This window comes from Limosilactobacillus sp. (assembly GCF_051873075.1).
GTDB lineage: Bacteria > Bacillota > Bacilli > Lactobacillales > Lactobacillaceae > Limosilactobacillus.
This window is the reverse complement of record NZ_JBJEEM010000079.1, coordinates 37,971-62,573: the sequence shown is the minus strand read 5'-3', so window position 1 is coordinate 62,573 and position 24,603 is coordinate 37,971. Positions and strand designations below refer to the sequence as shown.

The following is a 24,603-nucleotide window of genomic DNA, read 5'->3' as shown; positions in this document are numbered from 1 at the left end:
ACGAACGATATTAACTAAAATAAAATCTTTCTTGAGAAGGAGCAGTAAATAATGGCACAAGATATTGGTATTGATTTAGGAACAGCCAACGTACTGATCTATGTTCAAGGCAAGGGAATTGTCTTGAATGAACCTTCCGTTGTTGCAATCGACACTCAAACCAACAAGATTCTGGCGGTCGGGTCCGAGGCTTACCGAATGGTGGGACGGACGCCAAGCAATATCCGGGCAATCCGGCCATTGAAAAACGGTGTGATCTCGGACTTCGATGTTACGGAAGAGATGCTGGCCTACTTCATCGGTAAGTTGAGCGTCAAGGGCTTCATGTCCAAGCCAAACATCATGATTTGTGCACCAACCAACATCACTGAGATTGAACGTAAGGCAATCATCCAGGCTGCCGAACAGTCTGGCGGTGGCAAGGTTTACCTGGAATATGAGCCGAAAGTTGCAGCCATCGGTGCTGGCCTCGACATCTTCAAGCCGCGGGGAAGCATGGTCATCGACATGGGTGGTGGTACTAGTGATATCGCCATCCTCTCCCTTGGCGACATTGTTTCTAGCCGGTCCATCCGGATGGCTGGTGATAAGCTCAACAACGATATTGCCGCCTACATCAAGGATAAGCATGGCCTGGTCATCGGTGAACACACCGCGGAGAACATTAAGATGAAGATCGGGACGGCTCTCAAGGTGGAAAAGCCGGCTGAGATGGACGTTCGTGGCCGGGACGTGGCTACTGGAATGCCAAAGCAGATCACCGTCAATGAAAATGAGATCGAAGAAGCCATCCACGATACTTTGGAACAAATCCTGACGGCTACGATCAACGTCTTAGAGACTGTGCCGCCAGAGTTGGCTAGTGATATTATTGACCGGGGGATTATGCTGACCGGTGGGACGGCGCTCTTGAAGGGACTCGATAAGATGTTCAGTGACCGTCTGAAGGTGCCGGTAGTGGTATCTCAAAGCCCATTGGACAATGTTGCCAAGGGTGCCGGCGAGATGCTGGAACGGATGCAAAAGACGGATAAGAAAAAATAATTGATGGTTAAGGTATTGTGCAAGATGGTGCGGTGGTATCAACGAACAATTTCAGCACGGCGGCAAATTCGGGTTTGCCGCTACTACCCTAGCTGTTCGCAGTATATGCTCGAAGCCTTAGAACGCTTCGGGCTAAAGGGGGGCCTGCTGGGGATTGCCAGGATCCTGCGTTGCCAGCCGTTTGTGCGTGGGGGATATGACCCGGTACCTGATCATTTTACGTTTCGACGCAAATACTAAGTAAAAGGTGAAATTGTGGCTAAAAAAGACAAAAAGATTGAAGTAAGTGTTAAGGATATTGAACGGCAAAACCAACCGGTTCAGCAGATCTTTATTGGTGAACGGCTGATTGGTGAAGTGGTGACGGATAATGATCGCTTCAAGGCCCTGCTGACGGCGGACCAAAGCGAATTCTTCGTTCGTTCGCAAGAGGAAGGCCTGGAGATGGTTCTCCAGCAGTACCACCTGCACCAGCACTAACGCGGTACCGTTCTCTTTGAAAATAACTGAGTAAAGGAGTTAGGTAATGCAACGTTCGCAAAGTGATGAAGAAAGTCGGATTGACTGGGGGATCATCTTCTGTGTCCTCCTGCTGGCCCTGATCGGGTTAGCATCAATTTACGTGGCGGCCGTTCATGACCGTCAACAGACTAGTGTGGCCCGGCAGGTAATCACCCAACTGGTTTGGTATGCGATCGGGACGATCCTGATCGTGGTGATTATGCAGTTTGACTCGGAGCAGTTATGGAAGATTGCGCCAATCGTCTACTGGCTGAGTCTCTTCCTGATGTTTGCCATCCTGGTCTTCTATAGCCGGTCGTACTACGCCAGTACCGGGGCAAAAAGCTGGTTTGCCATCGGGCCGTTTACCTTCCAGCCTTCGGAAATTATGAAACCGGCCTACATTCTGATGATGGGGCGGGTGATTACCACCCATAACAACCGGTATAGTGTTCATACCATGCAGTCTGACTGGCGCTTGATCGGGACGATGTTTCTCTGGTTGCTGCCGATTCTGATTTCATTGCACTTCCAAAATGACTTCGGGACCTCGCTGGTGTTCTTTGCCATTTTCTGTGGGATGATCTTGGTCTCTGGGGTTACCTGGCGGATCATCGTTCCCGCAGCGACCGCAGTGGCCGTTGTTGGTGGTTCAGCCCTGGCAATGGTTACTTCATCGGTCGGTCGGCAGATTTTGGAGCATGTTGGCTTTCAGGCCTACCAATTCGATCGGGTTGATACCTGGCTGCACCCAGAACAGGATACGACCAACCAGGGCTACCAGCTGTGGCAGAGTATCAAGGCGGTCGGTTCAGGCGGAATTGCCGGGACCGGCTTCAACAATTCGAAGGTCTATGTCCCAGTGCGGGAATCGGATATGATTTTCTCCGTAATTGGTGAGAATTTCGGCTTTATCGGTGGGGTCCTCCTCATTTTGATCTATTTACTCTTAATTTATTTGATGATTCGTGTTACATTTGATACTAAGAATGAATTTTATGCCTACATCTCAACCGGGGTCATTATGATGATCCTTTTCCACGTTTTTGAAAACATTGGAATGAATATCGGATTGCTGCCGCTGACAGGGATCCCGCTTCCGTTCATTAGCGCCGGGGGTTCTTCTTTAATTGGTAACCTGATCGGGATCGGGATGGTAATGTCGATGCGTTACCACCATCATTCTTACATGTTTAGTAACAAAAAAGAGTTTAGATAGTGGGGTATTTAGATATGGCTGCAAAAAACAACTACTTTTGGACTAAGAAGCTCGACAATGGCAACACTCAGGTGGGTCTGAATGATCAGGGCCGTGATGACCTGGGCAAAATCAACTTCATCGATGTTCCTGCTAAGGGGACGGTCCTTGAAGATGGCGGTAAGTTTGTTTCTGTCGAAGCCGAAAAGGCAGTTACCGACCTGGATAGTCCGGTAGCAGGAACCATTGTGGCGGTCAATGACAAAGTTGTCGATGACCCAGCCGGTTTGAGTTCTGATGACGAGGCAGAAAACTGGATCGTCGAAGTTAAGTAATGAAGATAAAAGCAACTGCCATTTGGTAGTTGCTTTTTATTTTGGAACTGGTAAAATGGCCTTTTTTGCCAACCCCGCATTAGTTATTAGCGCTTTCCCAGCTGCTTTCTTGCAGTCCCCCATTGGCGTCATCAGTTAACTATGTTATACTTAAGATTCTAGGAAAAGCGGTTTAAATAAATTTTATATGTAAGGTGGTATTTCAAATGTCTAAGAAGTTACAGATTGCGTTGCTTTTCGGTGGAAACTCCTCTGAACACGATGTTTCTAAGCGTTCGGCCCACAATATCTATGACGCCTTAAATAAGGACAAGTACGATGTGAGCCTGTTCATGTTTACCAAGGACGGGATTTTGCTGAATAACGAGTATTCCCAACGCATCTTTGATGGCGAGCCAGAAGACGCGGTCGTAAAAGACGCTTATTCTAAGATGGACCTGACCCAGCCACTGGCCCCAATTATGGCCCTAAACGAGCTGAAGACGATCGATTTCTTCTACCCAGTTATCCACGGTAATCTCGGGGAAGACGGTACCATTCAGGGCCTGTTCAAGCTGTTAAACAAGCCATACGTGGGCTCCAACATTGCGGCGAGCGCAATGGCCTTTGACAAGGACCTGACGAAGAAGATCTTAACTGAGGCGGGCATCAGAAATACGCCGTACGTCCTATTGACGCCGGAAAACCGAGCTGATTACTCATGGGGCAAGATTGAAGAAAAACTTGGCGACCTGGTCTTCATCAAGCCAGCCAAGCAGGGGTCTTCAGTCGGTATTCACCGGGTTACTAACGCCGATGAATACGAGGCGGCCTTAGATGACGCTTTCAAGTATGACTTCAAGGTCTTAGCTGAGCAGGGGGTTGCTAACCCGCAAGAAGTTGAGATCTCGATTCTCGGCAATGAACACCCGATTGCCTCCAAGCTCGGTGCAATCCGGGTCCCAGAAGGTGATCCGTTCTACGACTACGAGAACAAGTTTGTGGATGCTAGTGGGGTGGTCTTTGAACTGCCAGTCAAGCTGCCGCAGTACCTGACTGATGAGATCACCGACATGGCGTTGAAAGCATACAAGGCGCTCGGGATGAAGGGAATGGCCCGGATTGACTTCCTGGTGGACGAGAACAACGTACCATACCTGGGTGAACCAAACACCCTGCCTGGCTTTACCAACATCAGCCTCTATCCGCAGATGTGGGAGGTATCAGGGATCAGTTACTCCGAATTAATTGATCGTTTGATTGAGCTAGGCTTGGAAGAGTTCAAGCGCAATAGCCAGATTACTTATGACTTTAAGGAGCTTGGTACAGAACGGGTCGGCAAGAAGAAATTTAATTAAAATTTTTTTGAAAAATATTGTTAAAAATAGGCGGTAATGCTAAGATAATTAGTGTTATTGCCCATTTTTATTTTTAAAGCAAAATAAATCCGGTAATGGGTTAATAATAATACAGGCAAAATAAACAATAAAAGGCGAATTATTAGCATGGGTTTTATAACTCGTGTTATAATACGAATGGAAGTTAAAATAGTATTTTGTTGTTTTGAGTAACCTAAGAGAGATAATTTATTTGAGGATGATAACCAATGAAACTCCGTGGAGACGTTTTAAAACAAATTCGCCGCAAGAGGGGCTTGTCGCAAACCGCATTAGCCGAGGGCATCTGTACTCAAGCGACGATTAGCTTGATGGAAAAGCAGAATCGACTACCCAAGATGGACATCTTGACTGCAATTTGTGAGCGGTTAAATATTTCGTCAGATCGGATCGTTGAAAACGAAGTTAGTGGGGTTAATGATACCTTTAACCAGGTAATTGACCTGCTGACGGCGCATGAATATGATCAGGCAGAACAGTTGCTTAATTCCGTCAAGGTTAAGCAACTGGATAGTGACTTTGATAAGCAGCGTTACTACTACCTGCTGGGAATGGTCCAGGTCGAAAATGATCAGATTGACGACGCCATCTTTAATTTTGAATTAGTCTTGACTCAATTTGCGACAACCAGCGCCAATATTTATTTAGCTATGACGACAGCCGGAATGGCGATGGCCTACCTGAAGCGAAATGATCGTGAGCGGGCGATCCGCCTTACTAATCGGTCAGTCAAGCTGATTGACAACAAGAAGTTGATCGGGAGTCTGCACCAGTGGGCATCGATCAATGATCAGATTGCCAGTCTATACCTGGAACTTGGTGATCCGGACAGTGCCATTGAGATGGTCAATCGGGGAATCAAGATGTGCCGGGAGCATGACTCGCTTTTCATGCTGGATGAATTATATCTGTGTCTTGGTCGTTGCTACATTGCTAAGGACCAGCCGGCAGACGCCAAGCAGGCGCTTGAAATTTCGAAGAGCCTTAGCATTGCCCGTCACGGGACTCTGATGGAAAAAGACATCGAGACCGAACTGGCAAAATTACAATAACAAAGCAATTATAAAAAGGATCATGTCCAGCCAAATTTGGATAGACATGATCCTTTTCGCTTTCATTAATAAAAAAGCTTCGTAACGGATACGAAGCTTTTTTAGATGATAATTACTTGTTTTTCTTGTTCTTTACGTTTTCAATCGGCTTGTTGTCAAGGTCGGTCCGGACAACCAAGACATCGCAGACTGCCATCCGGGTAACGTATTCGGTAACGGAACCGATTAAAATCCGCTCAACTGCGTTTAAACCGGTGGCCCCAATCATGATCAGGTCAGCGTTCATTTCCTTTGGAACGTCCCGGGCGATAATCGTCTTTGGCGCTCCGTATTCGATGGAATAGCTGACTTTCTGGACACCGTTCTTCTTGGCGTAGTCAACGTACTTGTCAAGAGTCTTCTTGGCAGTATCAGTAACCTGTTCAACCATTGAAGTGTCGAAGCTGGAGATGTTTTGGAATGCCCGCGTATCGACAACGTGGAGCAGACGCAATTCAGCATCTTCACCGTTCCGCTTGGTAACAGCAACGGCCTTCTTAAAGGCTAATTCGGCTTCTGCGGATCCATCAACTGGAACTAAAATGTGTTTATATTCTTGTGCCATATTTAGTGCCTCCTCATAATCTTTTACCTTATTATACACTTTTCGCAGAATAGGCGTAAAGCCATGTTAGCGATTCTTTGCACGAAATTCGCTGGTGACTGAGAAGGCCATCTGAGTCTCTAGAATACAACCCAACACGACCATGGTAACGATGAAGGCAATGCTGTTGGTCCAGGCGGAAATCAAGGTAATGATGCCAAGGATGGTCATCACGACTCCCCAGATCTGGAGTTGCCGGTGGACGAAGGGGCTCTTAGCCGGGTCAAAGATCAAAAAGGGCTTGCTCAGGTGGGTGAGAAAGTAGACCCCTTCAAAGAGGGCAATTAATGCGAAGAGAGTTACAAAAATTGATAATAGCATCGATGTTCATTTCCTTTGAATTAAAAATAGCGCGGTGACAATAAAAATCATCACCGCGCCGTCTGGAAAACTCCGTTGGTGCCGTTAATTGTCATTCAGTGTTGACCTGCGTTTAAGACAGGTGGGACACGGCCGCCCAATCGCCAACTACCAAGTGAAAAGGCATGTTGTAAAAAGGACACTGCACTAGTCCCAAAGTAAAAAGACTGTAAGGCAAACCTGCGTTTAGACAACGCGTACACTACAGAATCTTCAATTAATATGTTAGCATCTTTTAACCAATTAGGCAATTATTTCACCGGATGATGGTGCCCATGCAGCTCTTGATGCTGGGCCCGCCGGAGTTGCCAGTATTGTCGATTTAAGGCCTGTTCAAAGTGGCCATTTTGTTTTGGATGGAAGTATTGGGCATCCTTGATCCGGTCAGGGAGGTACTGCTGAGCGACCCAGTCTTGGGGGTGGTCATGGGGGAAGTCGTAGTCGGTACCGTGCCCCAGCTTGGCCGCTCCCTTGTAATGGGCATCCTTTAAGTGGTCGGGGATGTCGCCGAAGCCACCCTGCTTGACTTGGGCAATCGCCGCGTCAATAGCGGCAATCCCGGAGTTGGACTTTGGCGAGAGGCAGAGCTCAATCACTGCGTCAGCCAAGGGAATCCGGGCTTCGGGGAAACCAATCCGTTCGGCGGCTTGAACAGCGGTTACCGCGCGTTGGGCGGCCGGCATGTTAGCCAGACCGATATCCTCGTAGGCAATCACCATCAGACGCCGGGCGATGCTTGGCAAGTCACCGGCCTCAATCAGGCGGGCGAGGTAGTGAAGGGCCGCGTCGGTGTCAGAGCCACGGATAGATTTTTGGAAAGCTGAGATGACATCGTAATGGGCGTCCCCGTCCTTGTCGGCGCCCAGGGCCTTTTTTTGAACGCTTTCCTCGATGATCGGCAGGGTCAGGTGGATCGTGCCGTCATCTCCCGGGTCAGTTGACTTGGCCGCCAACTCCAGGCCATTGAGGGCGCTGCGCAGATCCCCGTTGGTGGCGGTGGCCAATTGTTCTTCGGCTGCTGGGTCGAGTTCGATCGGCAGCTGGCCGAGCCCGCGGTCAGAATCCTTGAGGGCCCGCTCAATTGCGACCTTGATATCCGCACTGGTCAGCGGGTGGACGGGAAAGATCTGTGTCCGGCTCCGGATGGCGGGGTTGATGCTGATATAGGGATTTTCAGTGGTAGCGCCGATTAGGACAATCCGGCCGCTCTCCAAGTGGGGAAGGAGGAAGTCCTGCTTGCTCTTGTCCAGACGATGGATCTCATCGAGAAGGAGGATCACTGTACCGCTCATCTTGGCCTCTTCAGCTACAATCTGCAGGCCCTTCTTGGAATCGGTAGCGGCGTTTAATTTACGAAAAGCGTACTTGGTTGAACCAGCGATGGCACTGGCAATACTGGTCTTACCGGTACCCGGCGGACCGTAGAGGATCATAGAGGAGAGCATCTTGGCCTTGACCATCCGGTTGATGATCTTACCCGGGCCAACCAGATGTTGTTGACCGACGACCTCATCAAGAGTGCGGGGCCGCATGCGATAGGCGAGGGGCTGTTGCATTATTGTTCCCCCTTTTGATGGAAAAGCCGGTAAAAGAAGCCGTGCTGCTCACTAACGGCTGGTTTGACGGTCTTTGAAGTAATCTTAAACTGCGGGTAGCGTTTTTCAACGTCGACCGGTGACTGGTAGACTCCCTTCTTGGCAGCGACCACCACGGCCAGTGCTTCCGGGTTGGTCCGGAATTCCGGGTCGGTCTTCATGGTGAAGATGCCTCCATGCTGATTGGTGGCGAGCAGGTAGGGGTGAATTTCCTCGTGGGGGAGGTTGCCGTTTAGAAAGACCAGGTTGCCGATTCCCCGTTTGAGCTCAGCAACCACGGCCTCTTGCCAATTTTGCTCGTGCAGTTCCTGGACGCTGATGGTAAGGCAGACGCGTTCCCGAAAGGTTCCCAGGTACTTGCGTTGCTCGTCAGGCTTGATCTTGGGGGTTCCGTAGATTGCGTTTTCGATTCGCTGCTCGGTCCCGGACTTTTGGTTATTTGTTGCCATTAATTGAACCATCCTTTCCGATTATTTATTGGTGGCTTCATTATAACAATTTCTCGCCTGGTATACGAAAAAAGCAACCCGCGCTGGCGAGTTGCTTTAGCTATATATAGGATTTAGTTACCAACATCTAGTGCTTGGTGCTTAAGGTGTGGGAAAATGTGGAGGTCAGCCCATCCGGTGATGGCACCCTGAAATGCTAAGGCAAACAGGGTCCCTAAACCGAAGTTATAAATTCCGCCCTGGATGATGGCCGCAATGATGGCCATGATTGTCGGTGGAATGTAGGAAGCCCACATCGCAATAGTAGCGTTCCCGTGGCAGTACCGGAAGCGAATGATCTGGAAGAGATCATCAGCTGGGTGCAGAACCAGGTTGGCCCGCTGATAGATTGAAATCGCGGTCCCGATGAAGGCCACTCCTAAGAAGTTGATCAATACGTAAAGGATGATCATTGGCAGGGTCGTGGCGTCAGGCATGATCCGGTTAAAGATGTTAGAGAACCACTGGATGAATAGGGAGAATGGTAACATGAAGATGAAGTTACCACCGATCCGCCGCCAGTCCCACTTGTGCATCAAGATGGCGTTTAGGACTGAGGTTAACATTCCCAGGATCATGAAGGCCCAGAACAAAGTTGTTGGTCGGTTACCGAGAATTGCGATCCCCAAGTTGTTTTCTGCCGCGGTCCAGTAAGCGGACCCCAGGAATTGGGGGTGAATATGGGAACTGGTTACCAGGGTAAGCACGTTTCCCATTGAGTTAATGACAATTGAAAATGCAAAGAATGCCCAGCTGGCCGTGAGCGAAATGGTTCGCTTGGCGACTTGGCCTTGGACTGGAATTTCTTCATCCATAAAAAACACTCCTTCTCTAATCTCTCTCAATTCGTGAATTCTTTCACTCACATTACGAATGGTAATTTACAACGTTAGGAGTCGGATGTCAATAAGCACTAATGTAACACATACGTTATTATAAAATTATTTATTAAAGAATATGCCAACCGGTTGACATACAAGTGAGCTAATACACGAATAAAAATTTTTAATAAATTTTCCAGACATGATAAGATCTTAGGTGAAAAGGAGGAATTCCGATGAAAATCATTGTCTCACCGGCACGGACTATGCAAGTCGATACCGACTCGCTACCGTATCAAAACCTGCCGCAATTTTTGTCCCAGACACGCTTGATCCTGGACTGGATGCGGGGCCTGACCTATGATGAGTTGCACCGGTTATGGTGGAACTGCAGCACTAAGATTGCGACGTTGAACTATCGTCGTATTCAGGAGGTGAACCTAACCCACCGGTTGACTCCGGCAATTCTCGCTTTCCGTGGGCTCCAGTATCAGTATATGGCTCCGGATGTTTTCACTGATCAGGGGTTGGAGTACATTGAACACCATCTGCGAATTCTTTCCGGCTTCTATGGCCTTCTTCGTCCATTTGATGGAATTGTGCCTTACCGCTTGGGAATGGGAGATCGGGCCAAGGTGGCAGGGAGCGCTAGTCTCTACGACTTCTGGGGTGACCGGTTGGCGGCGGAGTTGTATCGGGACGACCAGCTGGTCCTCAACTTGGCCTCCCAGGAGTATGCCCGGGCAGTGACCCCTTATCTGGTAGGGGAGCGGCGCTTGGTGACCTGCGTCTTTGGCGAACTGATTGGTGGACGGGTAAAACAGAAGGCAACCTTAGCTAAGATGGCCCGGGGCAACATGGTTCGTTACCTGGCTGAGAACAACATTGTGGACTTGAGTGGGGTGCAGGCCTTTGATATTAACTACCGCTATTCACCAGAATATTCGAGTGCAGACCGACTGGTATTTATCAGAAAATAAAAAAAGCAGCTCCGCAAGGGAACTGCTTTTTTGGTATAAGTAAGTCAATCTTACTTGTTGTAGAATTCAACGATGAGGGCTTCATCGATGTCGGCATCCATGTCTTCACGGGCAGGGATCCGGTTTAACTTACCTTCGAGCTTGTCAGCGTCGAAGTCAACGTAAGATGGACGAGAAACAACGGCGTCAACCGCGTTCTTGATGATGTCCAGGTTCTTGGACTTTTCACGAACACCGATGACTTGGTTAACATTAACTTCGTATGAAGGGATGTCAACGCGCTTGCCATCAACAGTGATGTGACCGTGGTTAACCAATTGACGAGCTTGACGACGAGTAGTAGCCAAACCTAAACGGTAAACCATGTTGTCCAGACGACGTTCCAGCAGGGCCATGAAGTTAGCACCGTGGGTACCTTCCTTGATCTTGCCGGCACGAACGAACAGGTTGGAGAATTGACGTTCAGTCATTCCGTACATGAAACGCAGCTTTTGCTTTTCACGAAGTTGCGTACCATATTCAGAAAGCTTACCGTGACGATCACGACCGTGGTCACCAGGAGCGTATGGACGACGTGCTAATTCCTTACCAGTACCTGAAAGTGAAACACCAAGACGACGAGATACACGCCAACTTGGACCAGTGTAACGAGACATAAATAAATTCCTCCAATATATTTAGTTGGAGTAAAATAATCCGATGTGAGCTTGGCATTCGTGCAGGCTGATTTGAATCTTTCACCCTTGCAGCTGGGTTACTAAAAACACCATTCGGCATCAGTCTGTTGACGAGCTTGCCCCTCACTGCTGCATTATTTTACACAAAAACTAGTATACAATGATTAACCGACGATCGTCAATTGATTTGTTAGCAATTGGCGATTTTTAATAATTCAACCCCGGCGATCCTATGGTATAATTTTACTAGTATTTAGCTTATATTAGGGCAAATTTATTTGTAGGTGGAGAGTTTAATGTTTCAAATCTTAATTGTAATTTTGATCGTGGTTTTGATTATCCTGGGTGGGGCTGTGTGGTACCAGCACCGTGTCCTCAGACAGGTGCAGGGACTGATGACGGCTTGTCAGAAATTAATGAATAACCAGATTGAAAAGCAATTAAAGGAAACTGCCCAGCTCCAGTTAACCGGTGATGCTAAGCAGGAATTTGACCAATTGCAAGCGCGGTACACTAACAAAGTGCTTCCCCAACTCAAGGCAATTCAAGCGACCGGCCAGAACCTCCAGCAAGCAGCTCGGACAACTAAGCTCCTGACGATCGGCTCCCAGGTCAACGATCTCCGCGCCGACTTGGCAAAGGTGGCAACGGACCGCAAAGAGGTTGAAGCCGCCCTGCAGCATATCGAGCAGCAGAGCAAGTCCCACCAGCAGGCAATTAACCAGATCAAGAAGAACTATCAAAAGTTCCATCAACAATTAAATGAAAAGAACTTTGAATATGGTGACAGCGTTAAGAAACTGAACGAAAAGCTGGACAGCTTGGAGAAGCAGTATGATCACTTTGTTGATTTGACCAGGGCGGGTGATCAGGATGCCGCCCAGGAAGTACTTAACGACTTGCAACAAAAAAATCGGGAAGTGGCCGCAACGATCAAGCGGGTGCCGGAACTGTACAAGCCGTTAGTAACCGAGTTTCCAGACCAGCTGACCGAGCTTGCCAGCGGCTACCAAACACTTCAAAGGGAGCATTACCATTTCATCGAGGATGACCTTGACCAGCAGATTGAACGTCTGCAGGCCAAGGTTAAGGCGACTTTGGAGCAGCTTAATGACCTGCAGCTGGATGTGGTTGAACAAGCCAACAGTGACCTGGCTGCTCAGATCGACCATCTTTATGCGGTGATGCAAAAGGAAATCGACGCCCGGGCAGAAGCGCGGCACTTAGTTGAGATGATGGGGCGCTTCACCCAGCACGCTCAGCAGCAGAACAATGAATTGGTCGCCGAGCTAGACCGGTTGAGTCTTAGTTATACACTGAATAACAACGAGTTTGAAAAAGCCCGGCAGTTGAATGAACAGATTAAGGCGATCGTCAAGCAGTATAACGAGGACCACCAGGCGATCCGGAATAACCAGGCGGTCTTCAGCCAGATTGTTGACCGGGAGAAGGCCAACCGGGACCGGCTGACGGACATCGAAGAAGAGCAAAAGAAGATTAATGATGCGGTGGCCAAGCTCCAAACAGACGAACAGCGGGCCCGCAAGATGCTGCAGCAATATTCCGTGCAAATGCGGACGATCCGGCGGCAGGTTGAACAACTCAACTTGCCTGGGGTTTCGCAGGAGTACATGGACTACTTTTTCGGAGTCAACGACGAGATCAAGAAACTGGCCAATGAGTTGAATGAGTATAAGATCAACATGGAGAACGTGACCAAGCAGCTGATCATGGTCGAAGCGGACCTGGAGAAGTTGCAGGATAAGACTAATGACTTGCGCGACAGTGCGGAATTGACCGAACGTCTTCAACAGTACGCCAACCGTTTTGCCGGCAACGACAAAGTAGCGGCAGCAGCCAATAAGTCCCGGAAGCTGTTCAACCAATACAACTATGCCGGCAGTCTAGAGGCTATTGCGACGGCGCTGGAAGAGGCTGAACCGGGAAGCTACAAGCGGATCGAGGACAGCTACTACCAGGAGATAAATGAACAATAAATGATAAGCTGGGGAAAAGCACGTTTTCCCGCGATTACAGTTAGGAAAGCACGGAGCTGAGTGAATTGCTTAGTTACCGTGCTTTTTTCAATGCTCGTCAGGCAATTTTCTGTTATAATATAAAGTCGTTTTAAGATAGAGTCGAACTATTCAATGGCATGCTCGCCAATATCTCGTCGGGTGGCTGGCTCATCTGCCTGCTTGCTCGTCAATGATTATTTTATAAGGAAGGGAACAGAGTTAATGATCTACTTTGATAACAGTGCAACAACCAAGATTGCACCGGAAGTTCTGCAAACCTACGATACGGTTAGCCAAAAGATCTGGGGTAACCCGAGCAGTCTTCACAACTTTGGCGAAAATGCCTGGAACCTGCTGGAGCAGTCACGTCAGCAGATTGCCAAGCTGCTGGGTGTTAAGCCCAGTGAAATTATCTTCACCAGTGGCGGTTCCGAAGGGGACAATTGGGTGATTAAGGGAACGGCGATGGCTAAGCACCGTTTCGGCAAGCACATCATCACCACCAGTGTTGAGCATGCGGCGGTGCGCAACCCATTGGAACAGCTTCGAGAGCTGGGCTTTGATATCACCTACCTGCCAGTTGACAAGGAGGGTCGGATTGACCCGGCCGATGTCAAGGCCGCCATTCGTCCCGACACCATCCTGGTCTCCATCATGGCCATCAATAACGAGATCGGTACTATTCAGCCGATCAAGGAAGTTGGGGAGATCTTAAAGGATTACCCGAACATCCACTACATGGTGGATGCGGTTCAGGCAATCGATAAGGGGGTTGACGATCTGGTATTCAGCGACCGGGTTGACTTTGCCACCTTCTCTGGACACAAGTTCCACGCTCCCCGAGGAACCGGCTTTGTTTATGTAAAGAGTGGCCGGAAGCTGGCCCCACTGGTTGCCGGTGGTGGGCAAGAACGGACGTTGCGGAGCGGGACCGAGAACACCCCTGGTGATGCTGCCATGGCCCGTGCCATCCGCATGATTAAGGAAGACGAACCGGCAGCTGTCAAGCGTGAACAGGCCATCAAGGAACGGATCTACGACCACCTCAGCCAGTTTGACCATGTTGAACTGATCTCTGGCCGGGACAAGGGCTTTGCTTGCCACGTTCTTTGTTTCGCCATTCCGGGTGTGCGGGGCGAGACCATTGTCCACGCCTTTGAGGACCAGGGAATCTACATCTCCACGACCAGCGCCTGCTCCTCAAAGAAGCACTCTGAGGCCGGTACTTTGGCTGCAATGAAGATTCCAGAAGAAGTTGCTACCAGTGCGGTCCGGATCAGCCTGGGCGATCAAAACACGCTGGAAGAAGCAGATGAATTCAACCGGGTCTTCGATAAGCTCTACGCTGGGTTTCAAAAAATTATTGATTAGTAATAGTTAACAAAGATTGAAAGGAGGAATTGCGCGTGCAATACACCGAAATTATGGTGCGCTATGGTGAATTGTCTACCAAGGGGCACAATAAGAAGTCCTTTATCGACCGCTTGGGCGCCAATGTTCGCCACGCCCTGCATAGCTTTGATCAGGTTAAGGTTCATGCCCAGCAAGACCGCCTGCACGTTGAACTTAACGGTGCAGACTACGATCAAGTGATGGACCGGTTGAAGCTGGTTTTTGGAATTCAAAACTTCTCACCATCCATTCGGGTGGAGAAGACCTTTGACGCGGCTGCCAAGGCGGCGACCCAGATGATTGAAGAGCAGGTTGACCACCCGATCACCTTTAAGATCGAGACCCGGCGTGCCGACCACCATTTTGAACTGGACACCTTTGCGATGAACAACAAGTTGGGGGGCTACCTGCTGGATAAGTTCCCTGATAAGCTCAAGGTTGATGTCCACCATCCAGACCTGACACTGCGGGTTGAGATCCGGCTCAACGGAATCTTCCTGTCAAGCGAAACGATTAAGGGAGCCGGCGGGCTGCCAGTTGGGACCGCTGGTAAAGGAATGATGATGATGTCTGGCGGGATTGACTCGCCAGTGGCGGCTTACCTGGCAATGAAGCGAGGCGTTTCCCTGGAAATGGTCCACTTCTACAGTCCGCCGTACACGAGTCCCCAGGCATTGGCCAAGGCTAAACAGCTGACTGAACGGCTGGCCAAGTACAGCGGGAGCATCCGCTTTATCCAAGTGCCGTTTGCTGAGATCCAGGAGACCGTTAAGGAGAAGGTTCCTGAGGGGTACCTGATGACGGTTCAGCGGCGAATGATGCTTCGCCTGGCGGCTGCCTTGATGGTCAAGCGCCACGGACTGGCAATCTTCAACGGAGAGTCTTTGGGTCAAGTAGCCTCACAGACGATGGAGAGTATGCTGGCCATCAACGACGTGACGACCTATCCAGTTCTGCGGCCAGTTCTCTCCTATGACAAGACTGAGATTATCAAGATTGCCGAGGAGATCGGTACTTACGATCTTTCCATTCTGCCGTATGAGGACTGTTGTACGGTCTTCACACCGCCGTCGCCGAAAACCCGGCCAAACGTGGACCGGGCCCGCAAGTACGAACAGCGCTTGGACATCGAAGGCTTGATGAAGCGTTCGCTGGATGGAATTGAGATTACCGAAATCCATCCTGGTGAGGACTTCCTCAACCAAAACGAGGACGTTTTTGCCGAGTTGCTGTAATCTGTGCTTGACGCTCAGCGATAATTTAGCTATGATACAAGCATAAAATATTAAGCGATGACCGAAATAGTAACGAGGTACCATGATTCACCAGAGAGGGTTGCTGCTGGAAAGACCCGGATCAGCTTCGCGAATGTAGCTCGGGAGCTGGTTTGCTGAAATTCAGTAGGCAGGCCCGGTTCATTTACCGTTATTAAATGAACGAGTGGGGCAGTCTCAGGGCTGCTCAACGTAGGTGGTACCGCGAATTCAATCGTCCTATCTGTTTTGATAGGGCGATTTTTTTATTTGGTCACCGTTTTTATATGTGCAAACTTAACTTTAGAATTTTGAAAGGAGCGATTATACGATGGCAGCCGATAAGGAAATGTCAACAAAGTATGATCCGACAGCCGTTGAAGCTGGTCGTTACCAATGGTGGATTGACCAGGGCCTCTTCAAGCCAAGTGGCGATAAGAAGGCCCACCCATATTCAATTGTTATTCCGCCGCCGAATGTTACTGGGAAGTTGCACCTGGGCCACGCCTGGGACACGACTCTGCAGGATATGCTGATCCGTCAAAAGCGGATGCAGGGTTACGATGTCTTGTGGCTGCCGGGGATGGACCACGCCGGAATTGCTACCCAGGCGAAGGTTGAAGCCCGGTTGCGCAAGCAGGGAATTTCTCGCTATGATCTCGGTCGGGAAAAGTTCGTTCAACAAGTTTGGGACTGGAAGGACGAATATGCCGACATCATCCACAAACAGTGGGCTAAGCTCGGGATCTCCGTTGATTACGACCGGGAACGCTTCACCCTGGATGAGGGGCTGAACAAGGCCGTGCGAAAGGTCTTTGTGGACCTGTACAACAAGGGCCTGATTTACCGGGGAACCTACATCATCAACTGGGATCCGCAAGCACGGACGGCCCTGTCTGATATTGAGGTTATCCACAAGGACGACAAGGGAGCCTTCTACCACGTCAAGTACCCATTCACCGATGGGACGACCTTCAACGGCAAGGACTACATCGAGATTGCCACGACGCGTCCGGAAACCATGTTCGGTGATGAGGCCGTTGCCGTTAACCCGAATGACGACCGTTACAAGGAACTGGTTGGTAAACACGTCCGGGTCCCATTAGTTGACCGGGAAATCGAAATCATCGCTGATGACTACGTAACGCCGGACTTCGGAACTGGGATGGTTAAGATTACCCCGGCCCATGACCCGAACGACTTCAAAGTTGGTAAGCGTCACAACCTGCCAGAATTGAACACGATGAACGAAGACGCTTCCATGAACGAGAATGCCGGCAAGTACCAAGGGATGGACCGTTTTGAGGCCCGGAAAGCTATGGTCAAGGATTTGACCGACCAGGGCTACATGCTCAAGGTGGTTCCAATCGTGCACTCCGTTGGTCACTCTGAGCGGACTGGGGTTCAAGTTGAAGCCCGCCTATCCACCCAGTGGTTTGTCAAGATGAAGCCGCTTGCTAAGCTGGCCCTTGATAACCAGAAGACGGATGATAAGGTCAACTTCATTCCGGGACGGTTTGAACATACCTTCACCCAGTGGATGGAAAACGTTCACGACTGGGTCATCTCGCGGCAGCTCTGGTGGGGTCACCGGATTCCGGCCTGGTACCACAAGAAGACCGGTGAGGTATACGTTGGCATGGAAGCGCCAAAGGATGCCGAAAACTGGACGCAGGATACTGACGTGTTGGATACCTGGTTCAGTAGTGGCTTGTGGCCATTCTCAACCATGGGTTGGCCAGATACCGATTCACCGGATTACAAGCGCTACTTCCCAACCAGCACCCTGGTTACTGGTTACGACATCATCTTCTTCTGGGTATCCCGGATGATCTTCCAATCCCTGGAATTCACCGGCAAGGCCCCATTCAAGAACGTTCTTCTGCACGGCTTGATCCGTGACGAACAAGGCCGGAAGATGAGCAAGTCCCTCGGTAACGGGATTGACCCGATGGACGTCATCAAGAAGTACGGGGTTGACGCCCTGCGCTGGTTCCTGATCAACGGCTCGACTCCGGGTCAGGACATCCGGTTCTCCTACACTAAGATGGATGCCGCCTGGAACTTCATTAACAAGATCTGGAACGCTAGCCGGTACGTCATCATGAACCTCGGCGACATGCCGGCACCGGTCCTGCCTGACAAGTTCAAGTGGGACCTGGCTGATCGTTGGATTCTGAGCCGGTTGAACGCCACCATCAAGCAGGTCAACGAACAGTTTGACAAGTTTGAGTTTGGTGAAGCGGGCCGGGCATTGTACAGTTTCATCTGGAATGACTTCTGTGACTGGTACATCGAAATGACCAAGGAGAAGCTCAACAACGGGACCGATGAAGAAAAGGCCAACACCAAGAACATCTTGGGCTACGTCTTAGATCAGACCCTGAAGCTGATGCACCCAATCATGCCATTCGTTACGGAAAAGCTTTGGCTGGCAATGCCGCACGACGGCAAGTCCATCATGGTTGCCAAGTACCCAGTGGCCAACGCCGACTTGGATGACCCGGCAGCTACTGAACAAATGAGCAACCTGATTGAGATGATCAAGGCCGTTCGTAACATCCGGAGCGAAGCCAACGCCCCAATGTCCAAGCCGGTTGACATCCTGGTTAAGGTTGATAACCAGCACCTCGGCGACATGCTCAATGCCAACCGCGACTACATCGACCGCTTCTGCCATCCGGCGGAACTGACCATCAGTACAGATGTCCAGGCTCCTAAACTGGCGATGTCTGGAATCCTGGCTGGGGCTGAAGTTTACATCCCAATGGCTGAACTGGTTGACTTAGACGAAGAACGGGCCAAGATGAAGAAGGAAATTGCTAAGCTCGAAAAGGAAGTTCAACGTTCCCAAAAGAAGCTCGGCAACGAGAAGTTCGTTAACAACGCACCGGAAAAGGTCGTTGAAGCTGAAAAGCAAAAGGCAGTCGAATGGCAGCAAAAGCTGGACGCTGCCAAGGAACGGCTTGCTTCACTTGAAGAAGCCTAACCAAGTAAAAGGTGATTGTGGTACTATTTCAGTATCACAACCATCTTTTTTTGTTTTGTGGGGAGAGTACTAATGATAAAAACTTACGCAGACGCTCTGGCTTTTATCCATGGCCGGACCAAATTCAAGAAGATTCCAACTCTCAAACGGATGCGGCGCTTTCTCGCTGAGCTGGGCAACCCGGAGCGGGGCCAACACTACATCCATGTGACCGGGACCAACGGGAAGGGATCGACGGTAGCAATGCTGCGGTCAATGCTGCTCGATAGCGGCCTGACGGTGGGCAGCTTTACCTCGCCCTTCATCACTCGCTTCAATGAGCGGATTGAGTACAATGCCCAGCAGATCAGCGATTCAGACCTCGTGCGGCTGACCCAGCGTTTGGAGCCGGTGGTGGCCAAGCTCGACCGGGAGTTGCCGACTGGCGGGCCAACCGAATTTGAGATCGACACTGCGTTGATGTTTTGCTACATGGCCGAAAAAAAGCCGGACGTCGTCTTATTAGAGGTCGGGATCGGCGGCCTCTATGATTCGACCAACGTGATCATCCCCGACGTCAGTGTCATCACCACAGTCGGTTGGGACCACATGAAGTACCTGGGAAATACCCTAGGGGCAATTGCCACCCAGAAGGCCGGAATCATCAAGCAGGGGGTCCCGGTGGTGATCGGCCAGTTGCCGGACGCTGCCCAGCAGGTGATTGAACAGACCGCAGCTGCGAAGTCAGCGCCCTTGTATGAACTGGGGCGGGACTTCACAGCGCAGAAGGCCAATGCCCATGGCTTGCTTGCCCAGGTCCAATACGATGGGGTGGCCATTCATCGTGGCTGTTTTCAACTCGGCCTGGCGGGAGACTACCAGGTAGAAAACGCGGCAATTGCATTGACTGCAGCTCAGCTGTTCTTACAAAAGCAGGGCTTGCCAGTTGACTCCGCGGCACTTCGGCGGGGTCTCAAAGAAAGCCACTGGCCGGGGCGGATGGAGATCGTCAACAGCGAGCCCCTCGTGCTCCTCGATGGTGCCCATAACCTGCCGGGGATGCAGGCCCTGGTCAAGTCGATTCGAGATGACTTTGCTGACCGGGACGTATACATCCTGGTCGCCATTCTAGCCGATAAGCAGTACGACTTGATGCTCGGTGAATTAGCTAGTCTGGGCAACGTCCACCTGACGGTCACTCATTTCGCGGGGCCGGGTCCCAAGCGGCCGAGTGCTGACCTGGCACAAGTTGCCGACCAGCTGTCCAGTCGCTACCCAATTCAGGTGGCAGATAGCTGGCAGGCGGGTTTCCAGCAAGTTGCCAGCCAGCTCAGCAGCGAGGACGTTATGATCGTAACCGGGTCCTTATACTTTATTTCAGAAGTTCGCTATTTATTTGATGACTGATCGAAAATCTTGCGTATTTATCTAGTGACCGGATAAATACAAAGGAGCGATTAAAATGGATGAACAAGATGAACAACTTGAGGTTGAAGGGCAAGAAATGACGGCAATGCAAGCTTTGGACGTGTACGAGAAGGCGATTCGGTGCTGCCTTAGCGGCGTCGAGATTCATGGGATGAGTGCTTACGACTACATGGAGCTATACTACCCGGACCCGATCGACCTTAAGCAGATCTCACGAAATGCCCGGCGCAAACTGTGCATTAGCGACCAGCGGATCAATAATTTCTTTGCCGCAATCGATTTGGGCCGGGCCTTGGTCAAGGTTTACCCGGACATCAAGGGAGAGGCCTATTCCAGCATGGAACTAGGCGCGGCGATGATTGCCCACTTTGCTGGCAATGAACAGGAGAGCGTCTGCGTGGCCTTTACCGATACCCAAAACAACATCATCAAGCTTAAGACGATGTTTATCGGCGGGCGGAGTGAATGTGTCCTGTATCCCGACCAGATTTTTAAATATGCCCTGCGCTACTCGGCAAGCGGCCTGGTCATGATCCATAACCACCCATCCGGCAACATCAAGCCTTCCAAACAGGACTTGTCCTTTGCGAAACGCTTGGAACAGGGCGGCAAGATCCTGGGCATTCAGGTACTGGACTTCATGATCGTGGGCAATAATCGCTATTACAGTTGGCGAGAAGAGGAAATGCAGGCGCAAAGTTAAAGAAAGCTTTAATTTCCCCCGAAAAATTTATCCTTAAGGGACTGATAATGTATATTAATGTTCGAATGTCTTTACTGGCTATGGTATAATATCCACGATATTAATTAGAATTTATCAGTTAAAAAACGAAGGGAAGAAATAGATTGCTAGGAATTGGAACCAAAAATCTAGGAATCGACCTGGGGACCGCCAACACGATCGTTTACCTTGAAGGTAAGGGAATTGTGCTGCGTGAGCCATCAGTTGTTGCGCGTAATGCCAAGACTAATGAAGTGATCTCTGTCGGTTCAGACGCTCGTGACATGATCGGTCGGACACCGGAGAGCATAGTGGCCATTCGCCCGATGAAGGATGGGGTTATTGCCGACTACGACACGACCGTTGCCATGATGAAGTACTACATTGAGAAGGCCTTAGGCAACAGTAATGGCAAGCCGTACGTCATGGTTTGTGTACCAAGCGGAATTACCGAAGTTGAAAAGCGGGCCGTCATCGATGCCACTCGGGTTGCCGGGGCACGTGATGCCTACGTGATTGAAGAACCTTTTGCCGCTGCTATTGGTGCCGGCCTTCCAGTGATGGATCCAACTGGTAGCATGGTTGTTGATATTGGTGGCGGGACCACTGATGTTGCCACGATCTCATTGGGCGGAATTGTTTCCAGCCGGTCTATCCGGATGGCCGGTGACAAGATGAACGATGCCATTGCTCAATACGTGCGTCAGAACAAGAAGCTCCTTATCGGTGAGCGGACGTCTGAAAAGCTCAAATGGGACATCGGTTCTGCTTCCGTTGAGGCCGCTGCTGAGATGGGCAAGACTGAGGTTCGCGGTCGGGACCTGGTTACTGGTTTGCCAAAGACAATGGAAGTTTCTGCTACGGACGTCTCAACTGCCCTTCAAGATGTGGTAGAAAACATCATTACGGCGATCAAGGGGACGCTGGAAGAAACGTCACCAGAAATTGCTGCGGATGTGATTGACCACGGAATTGTGCTGACTGGTGGCGGCGCACTGTTGAAACACCTGCCAGATGTAATTGCGGATGCTACTAAGGTGCCAGTCTTTATCGCCAACGATCCACTTGATTGTGTAGCGATCGGGACCGGTGAATCCCTTAAGAGTATTGACGTAATGAAGAAGAAGTAATAACACGAGCAGATCGATTATCTGCTCGGCAAGTGGGCGGGGCTGGTCGCAAAACGATTTGTTTTGTCTAGCCGCGCTTTTGTTATTTTGTAAATTACATTTGGAGGATTATCATGCGCAAGTTCTTTTCCAATCGCCGGTTGGTTATTATTGTGGTAATTCTGGTTGCCTGCTTCGGCTTAATGGCGGGTTCAATTACCATGCGCAATCGCCGGAATACCCCGCCGCTAATTCAGCAGTTTGGCAATGATATCGTAGGCTTTGCGGATAGCGCCGTGGCCCTTCCGGTTAATTGGTTGCAGACCAGTTTCAGCTCGGTTAATGACTTGATGAATACTTACTCGGAAAACCGTGAACTGAAGCAGCAGGTCACTGACCTTGCCCAAACGAAGGTCCGCAATCAGGCACTGGCTCATGAAAACAAACAGTTGAAGCAGGAACTCAAGCTCAACAATTCTATGACCGACTATGATACGGTTACGGCGGCGGTCTTGATGCGGACGCCATCGGCCTGGCAACAACAGTTAGTGATCAATAAGGGGCAGTCTAGTGGTATCAAGAAGAATATGCCGGTAATGAGCAATGGTGGTTTGATCGGGCGAATCGCCGAGGTCAACAAGACCAACAGTAAGGTTGAGTTGCTCAGCGATACCAGTGAATCATCCAACCGTTTTGCCATTTCGATTCACGGTACCAATGGAGACGTGAACGGAATCATCACCGGTTACAATGCCTCCCGTGGTGAACTGGTAATGGGCCAGGTTAACTCCAAGGCCAAGATTAAGAAGGGGGCCCGGGTAACGACCAACGGTATGGGAGGAATAACTCCTAAGGGACTGTACGTTGGTAAGGTTGCTCGAATCGGCAAGGACGACTATGGCCTTGCTCAGAAGGTTTATATTACTCCGGCCACGGACTTTAATGATATCAACATCGTTACGGTTGCTGAATCAGCATCTCAGGAGTGATGAAGTATGTATCGATTATCACGATTAAAATACGTATTCCCCGTGGGCCTGTTTGTCTGTCTGTTTTTGGACGGCGCAGTCAGTCACGTGTGGGCACCGCTGTTCTTTCACTATCCATACTCGATGGCAAGTGAATTGGTACTTTTGTGGCTGACCCTGTCCTACTTCTTTGAAAACGGGATTGAAATTCCCCTGATTCCGTTTGCCGTCGCCGCAGGGATTGTGGCCGACCTGTATAGCTCCGGGATCTTGGGGTTATACATGTTCTTATTCCCGTGCATTGTTGGTTTGACGACAATCTTGTCCAAGTACTTCAGTTCATCGTTCTTGTCGATGATCATGATTTTCTTCATCGACATCGTTGCCTTCACGACCCTTAATTACTGGGCTTATTCGCTGGTCGGCGTGACGTCAATGCCCTTTAGCGATTATCTGCTGCATGTATTGGCACCCACGTTAGCCCTTAACTTGGTTTACTTTGTGGTCTTGTATTGGCCGATCCAGGCGCTTTTTAACTGGGCCACGGATGAAAAAACTGTTTAATATGTCTTGACAAGTTAGCATTAAGAGCGTAAGATACAACACAATTAATATTACGAACGACAATGAACAGACTAGTAGGGTAGCATTGGTTGCTAAGCGAGTCCCGTTAGATGGGAAGGGACCTTCCAAAATGCCTGAATCACATCTGTGAGTTGGTTTCCTGAAACGACAGTAGGGAAGCCCGGGGAAGCCCGTTACAGCACGGAGTTTAATTTTGAACTCGCTAAGGTTGATTCTCGTGAGGGGTCAACAAGATGAGGTGGAACCGCGGAAACGCCCTCGTAGCCATTTGGCTCGAGGGCGTTTTTTGTTTAAGCTTCAAAATTGAACTTACCGAGGCGGTCGCTGTGAGGCGGTCGCGAACATGGGGTGGTACCACGATTGATTCGTCCTCTAGGCATTTGTCCTAGGGGACTTTTTGTTTATTATCGTTTGGCGTTTGAAGATGAAGGAGGACTTGATATGCAATACGTTACTGAGATTTTGCCATCATTATTACAGGGGGCGGGGCTGACCTTACAGATTTTCTTCTGGACGCTGGTCTGCTCACTGCCGCTGGGGATTCTAGTCAGTCTGGGCTTGATTTCCAAGATTCGGCCCTTGCAATGGATCCTTGAGATTTACGTTTGGTTAATGCGGGGGACCCCACTGCTTTTGCAATTGATCTTTGTATTTTATGGTTTACCGATTATTGGGATTGTCTTCCAGCGTTATGATGCCGCGCTCGTGGCCTTTATCCTGAACTACGCTGCCTACTTCGCTGAAATCTTTCGTGGCGGCTTCCAGGCCATTGACGAGGGCCAGTTTGAAGCGGCCCGGGTTTTGCGGCTAAGCTACTGGCAGACCCTTCGCAAGATCGTGATCCCGCAAGTGGTCAAGATTATCATTCCATCGATTGGGAACGAGGTAATCAACCTGGTTAAGGATTCTTCATTGGTATACGTTATCGGTTTGGGCGACCTGTTGCGGGCCGGCAACGTCGCAACGGCGCGGGATGTCACTCTGGTACCGCTGTTGCTGGTTGCCGTTATCTACCTGATCCTGGTGGGGATTTGCACCCTTGTTCTGCGGAAAGTTGAACAACGCTATTCATACTTCAAGTAATTAGGAGG

24 protein-coding genes and 1 other annotated feature are annotated in these 24,603 nt (G+C 49.9%); of the genes, 18 read left to right on the top strand and 6 right to left on the bottom strand.

What is annotated here, in order from left to right; translation table 11 throughout:
* Positions 1-51: 51 nt before the first annotated feature.
* The 7 genes from ACI31J_RS08080 (at position 52) to ACI31J_RS08050 (ending at position 5,506) form a co-directional block, all read left to right on the top strand.
* Positions 52-1,044 carry a rod shape-determining protein gene (locus ACI31J_RS08080; protein WP_439773909.1) on the top strand — a complete coding sequence of 331 codons (993 nt, stop codon included), beginning with the start codon at positions 52-54 and terminating at the stop codon, positions 1,042-1,044.
* A gap of 3 nt (positions 1,045-1,047) precedes the next feature.
* Positions 1,048-1,284 carry a membrane protein insertion efficiency factor YidD gene (yidD, locus tag ACI31J_RS08075; protein ID WP_439773908.1) on the top strand — a complete coding sequence of 79 codons (237 nt, stop codon included), beginning with the start codon at positions 1,048-1,050 and terminating at the stop codon, positions 1,282-1,284.
* 15 nt (positions 1,285-1,299) lie between these two features.
* Positions 1,300-1,524, top strand: a complete 225-nt coding sequence (locus ACI31J_RS08070; protein ID WP_439773907.1) for a DUF2969 domain-containing protein — start codon at positions 1,300-1,302, stop codon at positions 1,522-1,524.
* Between the two features lie 46 nt (positions 1,525-1,570).
* Positions 1,571-2,764 carry an FtsW/RodA/SpoVE family cell cycle protein gene (locus ACI31J_RS08065; protein ID WP_439773906.1) on the top strand — a complete coding sequence of 398 codons (1,194 nt, stop codon included), beginning with the start codon at positions 1,571-1,573 and terminating at the stop codon, positions 2,762-2,764.
* 14 nt (positions 2,765-2,778) lie between these two features.
* A complete protein-coding gene (locus tag ACI31J_RS08060) occupies positions 2,779-3,078 on the top strand; it encodes a glycine cleavage system protein H (protein ID WP_439773905.1) in 300 nt (99 codons plus the stop codon).
* 206 nt (positions 3,079-3,284) lie between these two features.
* Entirely contained in the window at positions 3,285-4,415 is a 1,131-nt protein-coding gene (locus tag ACI31J_RS08055) for a D-alanine--D-alanine ligase family protein (protein WP_439773904.1), read from the top strand.
* A 248-nt stretch (positions 4,416-4,663) separates the two neighbouring features.
* Positions 4,664-5,506, top strand: coding sequence for a helix-turn-helix domain-containing protein (locus tag ACI31J_RS08050; RefSeq protein WP_439773903.1), 843 nt, complete (start codon positions 4,664-4,666; stop codon positions 5,504-5,506).
* Positions 5,507-5,618: 112 nt separating this feature from the next.
* Here the strand turns inward: ACI31J_RS08050 and ACI31J_RS08045 are convergent, their stop codons facing one another.
* The 5 genes from ACI31J_RS08045 to ACI31J_RS08025 all read right to left on the bottom strand — a co-directional run bounded on the left by ACI31J_RS08045 (position 5,619) and on the right by ACI31J_RS08025 (position 9,407).
* Positions 5,619-6,110 carry a universal stress protein gene (locus tag ACI31J_RS08045; protein WP_439773902.1) on the bottom strand — a complete coding sequence of 164 codons (492 nt, stop codon included), beginning with the start codon at positions 6,108-6,110 and terminating at the stop codon, positions 5,619-5,621.
* Between the two features lie 66 nt (positions 6,111-6,176).
* The gene (locus ACI31J_RS08040; RefSeq protein WP_439773901.1) at positions 6,177-6,470 is read right to left on the bottom strand and encodes a hypothetical protein; all 294 of its coding nucleotides are present in this window, start codon (positions 6,468-6,470) and stop codon (positions 6,177-6,179) included.
* A 290-nt stretch (positions 6,471-6,760) separates the two neighbouring features.
* Entirely contained in the window at positions 6,761-8,065 is a 1,305-nt protein-coding gene (locus ACI31J_RS08035) for a replication-associated recombination protein A (protein WP_439773900.1), read from the bottom strand.
* Positions 8,065-8,553, bottom strand: coding sequence for a YueI family protein (locus tag ACI31J_RS08030; RefSeq protein WP_439773899.1), 489 nt, complete (start codon positions 8,551-8,553; stop codon positions 8,065-8,067). The genes ACI31J_RS08035 and ACI31J_RS08030 overlap by 1 nt, the downstream gene beginning before the upstream one ends.
* A gap of 113 nt (positions 8,554-8,666) precedes the next feature.
* A complete protein-coding gene (locus tag ACI31J_RS08025; protein WP_439773898.1) occupies positions 8,667-9,407 on the bottom strand; it encodes a fructose permease in 741 nt (246 codons plus the stop codon).
* Positions 9,408-9,649: 242 nt separating this feature from the next.
* Here ACI31J_RS08025 and yaaA point away from each other — a divergent pair, with 242 nt between their 5' ends.
* A complete protein-coding gene (gene yaaA / locus ACI31J_RS08020; RefSeq protein WP_439773897.1) occupies positions 9,650-10,393 on the top strand; it encodes a peroxide stress protein YaaA in 744 nt (247 codons plus the stop codon).
* 50 nt (positions 10,394-10,443) lie between these two features.
* Here yaaA and rpsD read toward each other — a convergent pair whose 3' ends face one another.
* Positions 10,444-11,049 carry a 30S ribosomal protein S4 gene (gene rpsD, locus ACI31J_RS08015; protein ID WP_439773896.1) on the bottom strand — a complete coding sequence of 202 codons (606 nt, stop codon included), beginning with the start codon at positions 11,047-11,049 and terminating at the stop codon, positions 10,444-10,446.
* A 317-nt stretch (positions 11,050-11,366) separates the two neighbouring features.
* Here rpsD and ezrA point away from each other — a divergent pair, with 317 nt between their 5' ends.
* The 10 genes from ezrA to ACI31J_RS07965 all read left to right on the top strand — a co-directional run bounded on the left by ezrA (position 11,367) and on the right by ACI31J_RS07965 (position 24,595).
* Positions 11,367-13,067, top strand: a complete 1,701-nt coding sequence (gene ezrA, locus ACI31J_RS08010; RefSeq protein ID WP_439773895.1) for a septation ring formation regulator EzrA — start codon at positions 11,367-11,369, stop codon at positions 13,065-13,067.
* 243 nt (positions 13,068-13,310) lie between these two features.
* Positions 13,311-14,459, top strand: coding sequence for a cysteine desulfurase family protein (locus tag ACI31J_RS08005; protein ID WP_439773894.1), 1,149 nt, complete (start codon positions 13,311-13,313; stop codon positions 14,457-14,459).
* A 35-nt stretch (positions 14,460-14,494) separates the two neighbouring features.
* On the top strand, positions 14,495-15,715 hold the full coding sequence (gene thiI / locus ACI31J_RS08000; protein WP_439773893.1) for a tRNA uracil 4-sulfurtransferase ThiI: 1,221 nt from the start codon (positions 14,495-14,497) through the stop codon (positions 15,713-15,715).
* A gap of 48 nt (positions 15,716-15,763) precedes the next feature.
* Positions 15,764-15,979 (top strand) — a binding site (T-box leader).
* A gap of 85 nt (positions 15,980-16,064) precedes the next feature.
* The gene (locus ACI31J_RS07995; protein ID WP_439773892.1) at positions 16,065-18,722 is read left to right on the top strand and encodes a valine--tRNA ligase; all 2,658 of its coding nucleotides are present in this window, start codon (positions 16,065-16,067) and stop codon (positions 18,720-18,722) included.
* A 72-nt stretch (positions 18,723-18,794) separates the two neighbouring features.
* Positions 18,795-20,108 carry a bifunctional folylpolyglutamate synthase/dihydrofolate synthase gene (locus tag ACI31J_RS07990; RefSeq protein WP_439773891.1) on the top strand — a complete coding sequence of 438 codons (1,314 nt, stop codon included), beginning with the start codon at positions 18,795-18,797 and terminating at the stop codon, positions 20,106-20,108.
* A gap of 55 nt (positions 20,109-20,163) precedes the next feature.
* Complete coding sequence (locus ACI31J_RS07985) at positions 20,164-20,832, top strand: JAB domain-containing protein (RefSeq protein ID WP_439773890.1); 669 nt, start codon at positions 20,164-20,166, stop codon at positions 20,830-20,832.
* 143 nt (positions 20,833-20,975) lie between these two features.
* Positions 20,976-21,980 carry a rod shape-determining protein gene (locus ACI31J_RS07980; protein WP_439773889.1) on the top strand — a complete coding sequence of 335 codons (1,005 nt, stop codon included), beginning with the start codon at positions 20,976-20,978 and terminating at the stop codon, positions 21,978-21,980.
* A 113-nt stretch (positions 21,981-22,093) separates the two neighbouring features.
* Entirely contained in the window at positions 22,094-22,948 is an 855-nt protein-coding gene (gene mreC, locus ACI31J_RS07975) for a rod shape-determining protein MreC (protein WP_439773888.1), read from the top strand.
* A 6-nt stretch (positions 22,949-22,954) separates the two neighbouring features.
* Positions 22,955-23,491: a rod shape-determining protein MreD gene (gene mreD, locus ACI31J_RS07970; protein WP_439773887.1), complete on the top strand. Its 537-nt coding sequence runs from the start codon at positions 22,955-22,957 to the stop codon at positions 23,489-23,491.
* Positions 23,492-23,953: 462 nt separating this feature from the next.
* Positions 23,954-24,595: an amino acid ABC transporter permease gene (locus tag ACI31J_RS07965; RefSeq protein WP_439773886.1), complete on the top strand. Its 642-nt coding sequence runs from the start codon at positions 23,954-23,956 to the stop codon at positions 24,593-24,595.
* The last annotated feature ends 8 nt before the right edge of the window (positions 24,596-24,603 follow it).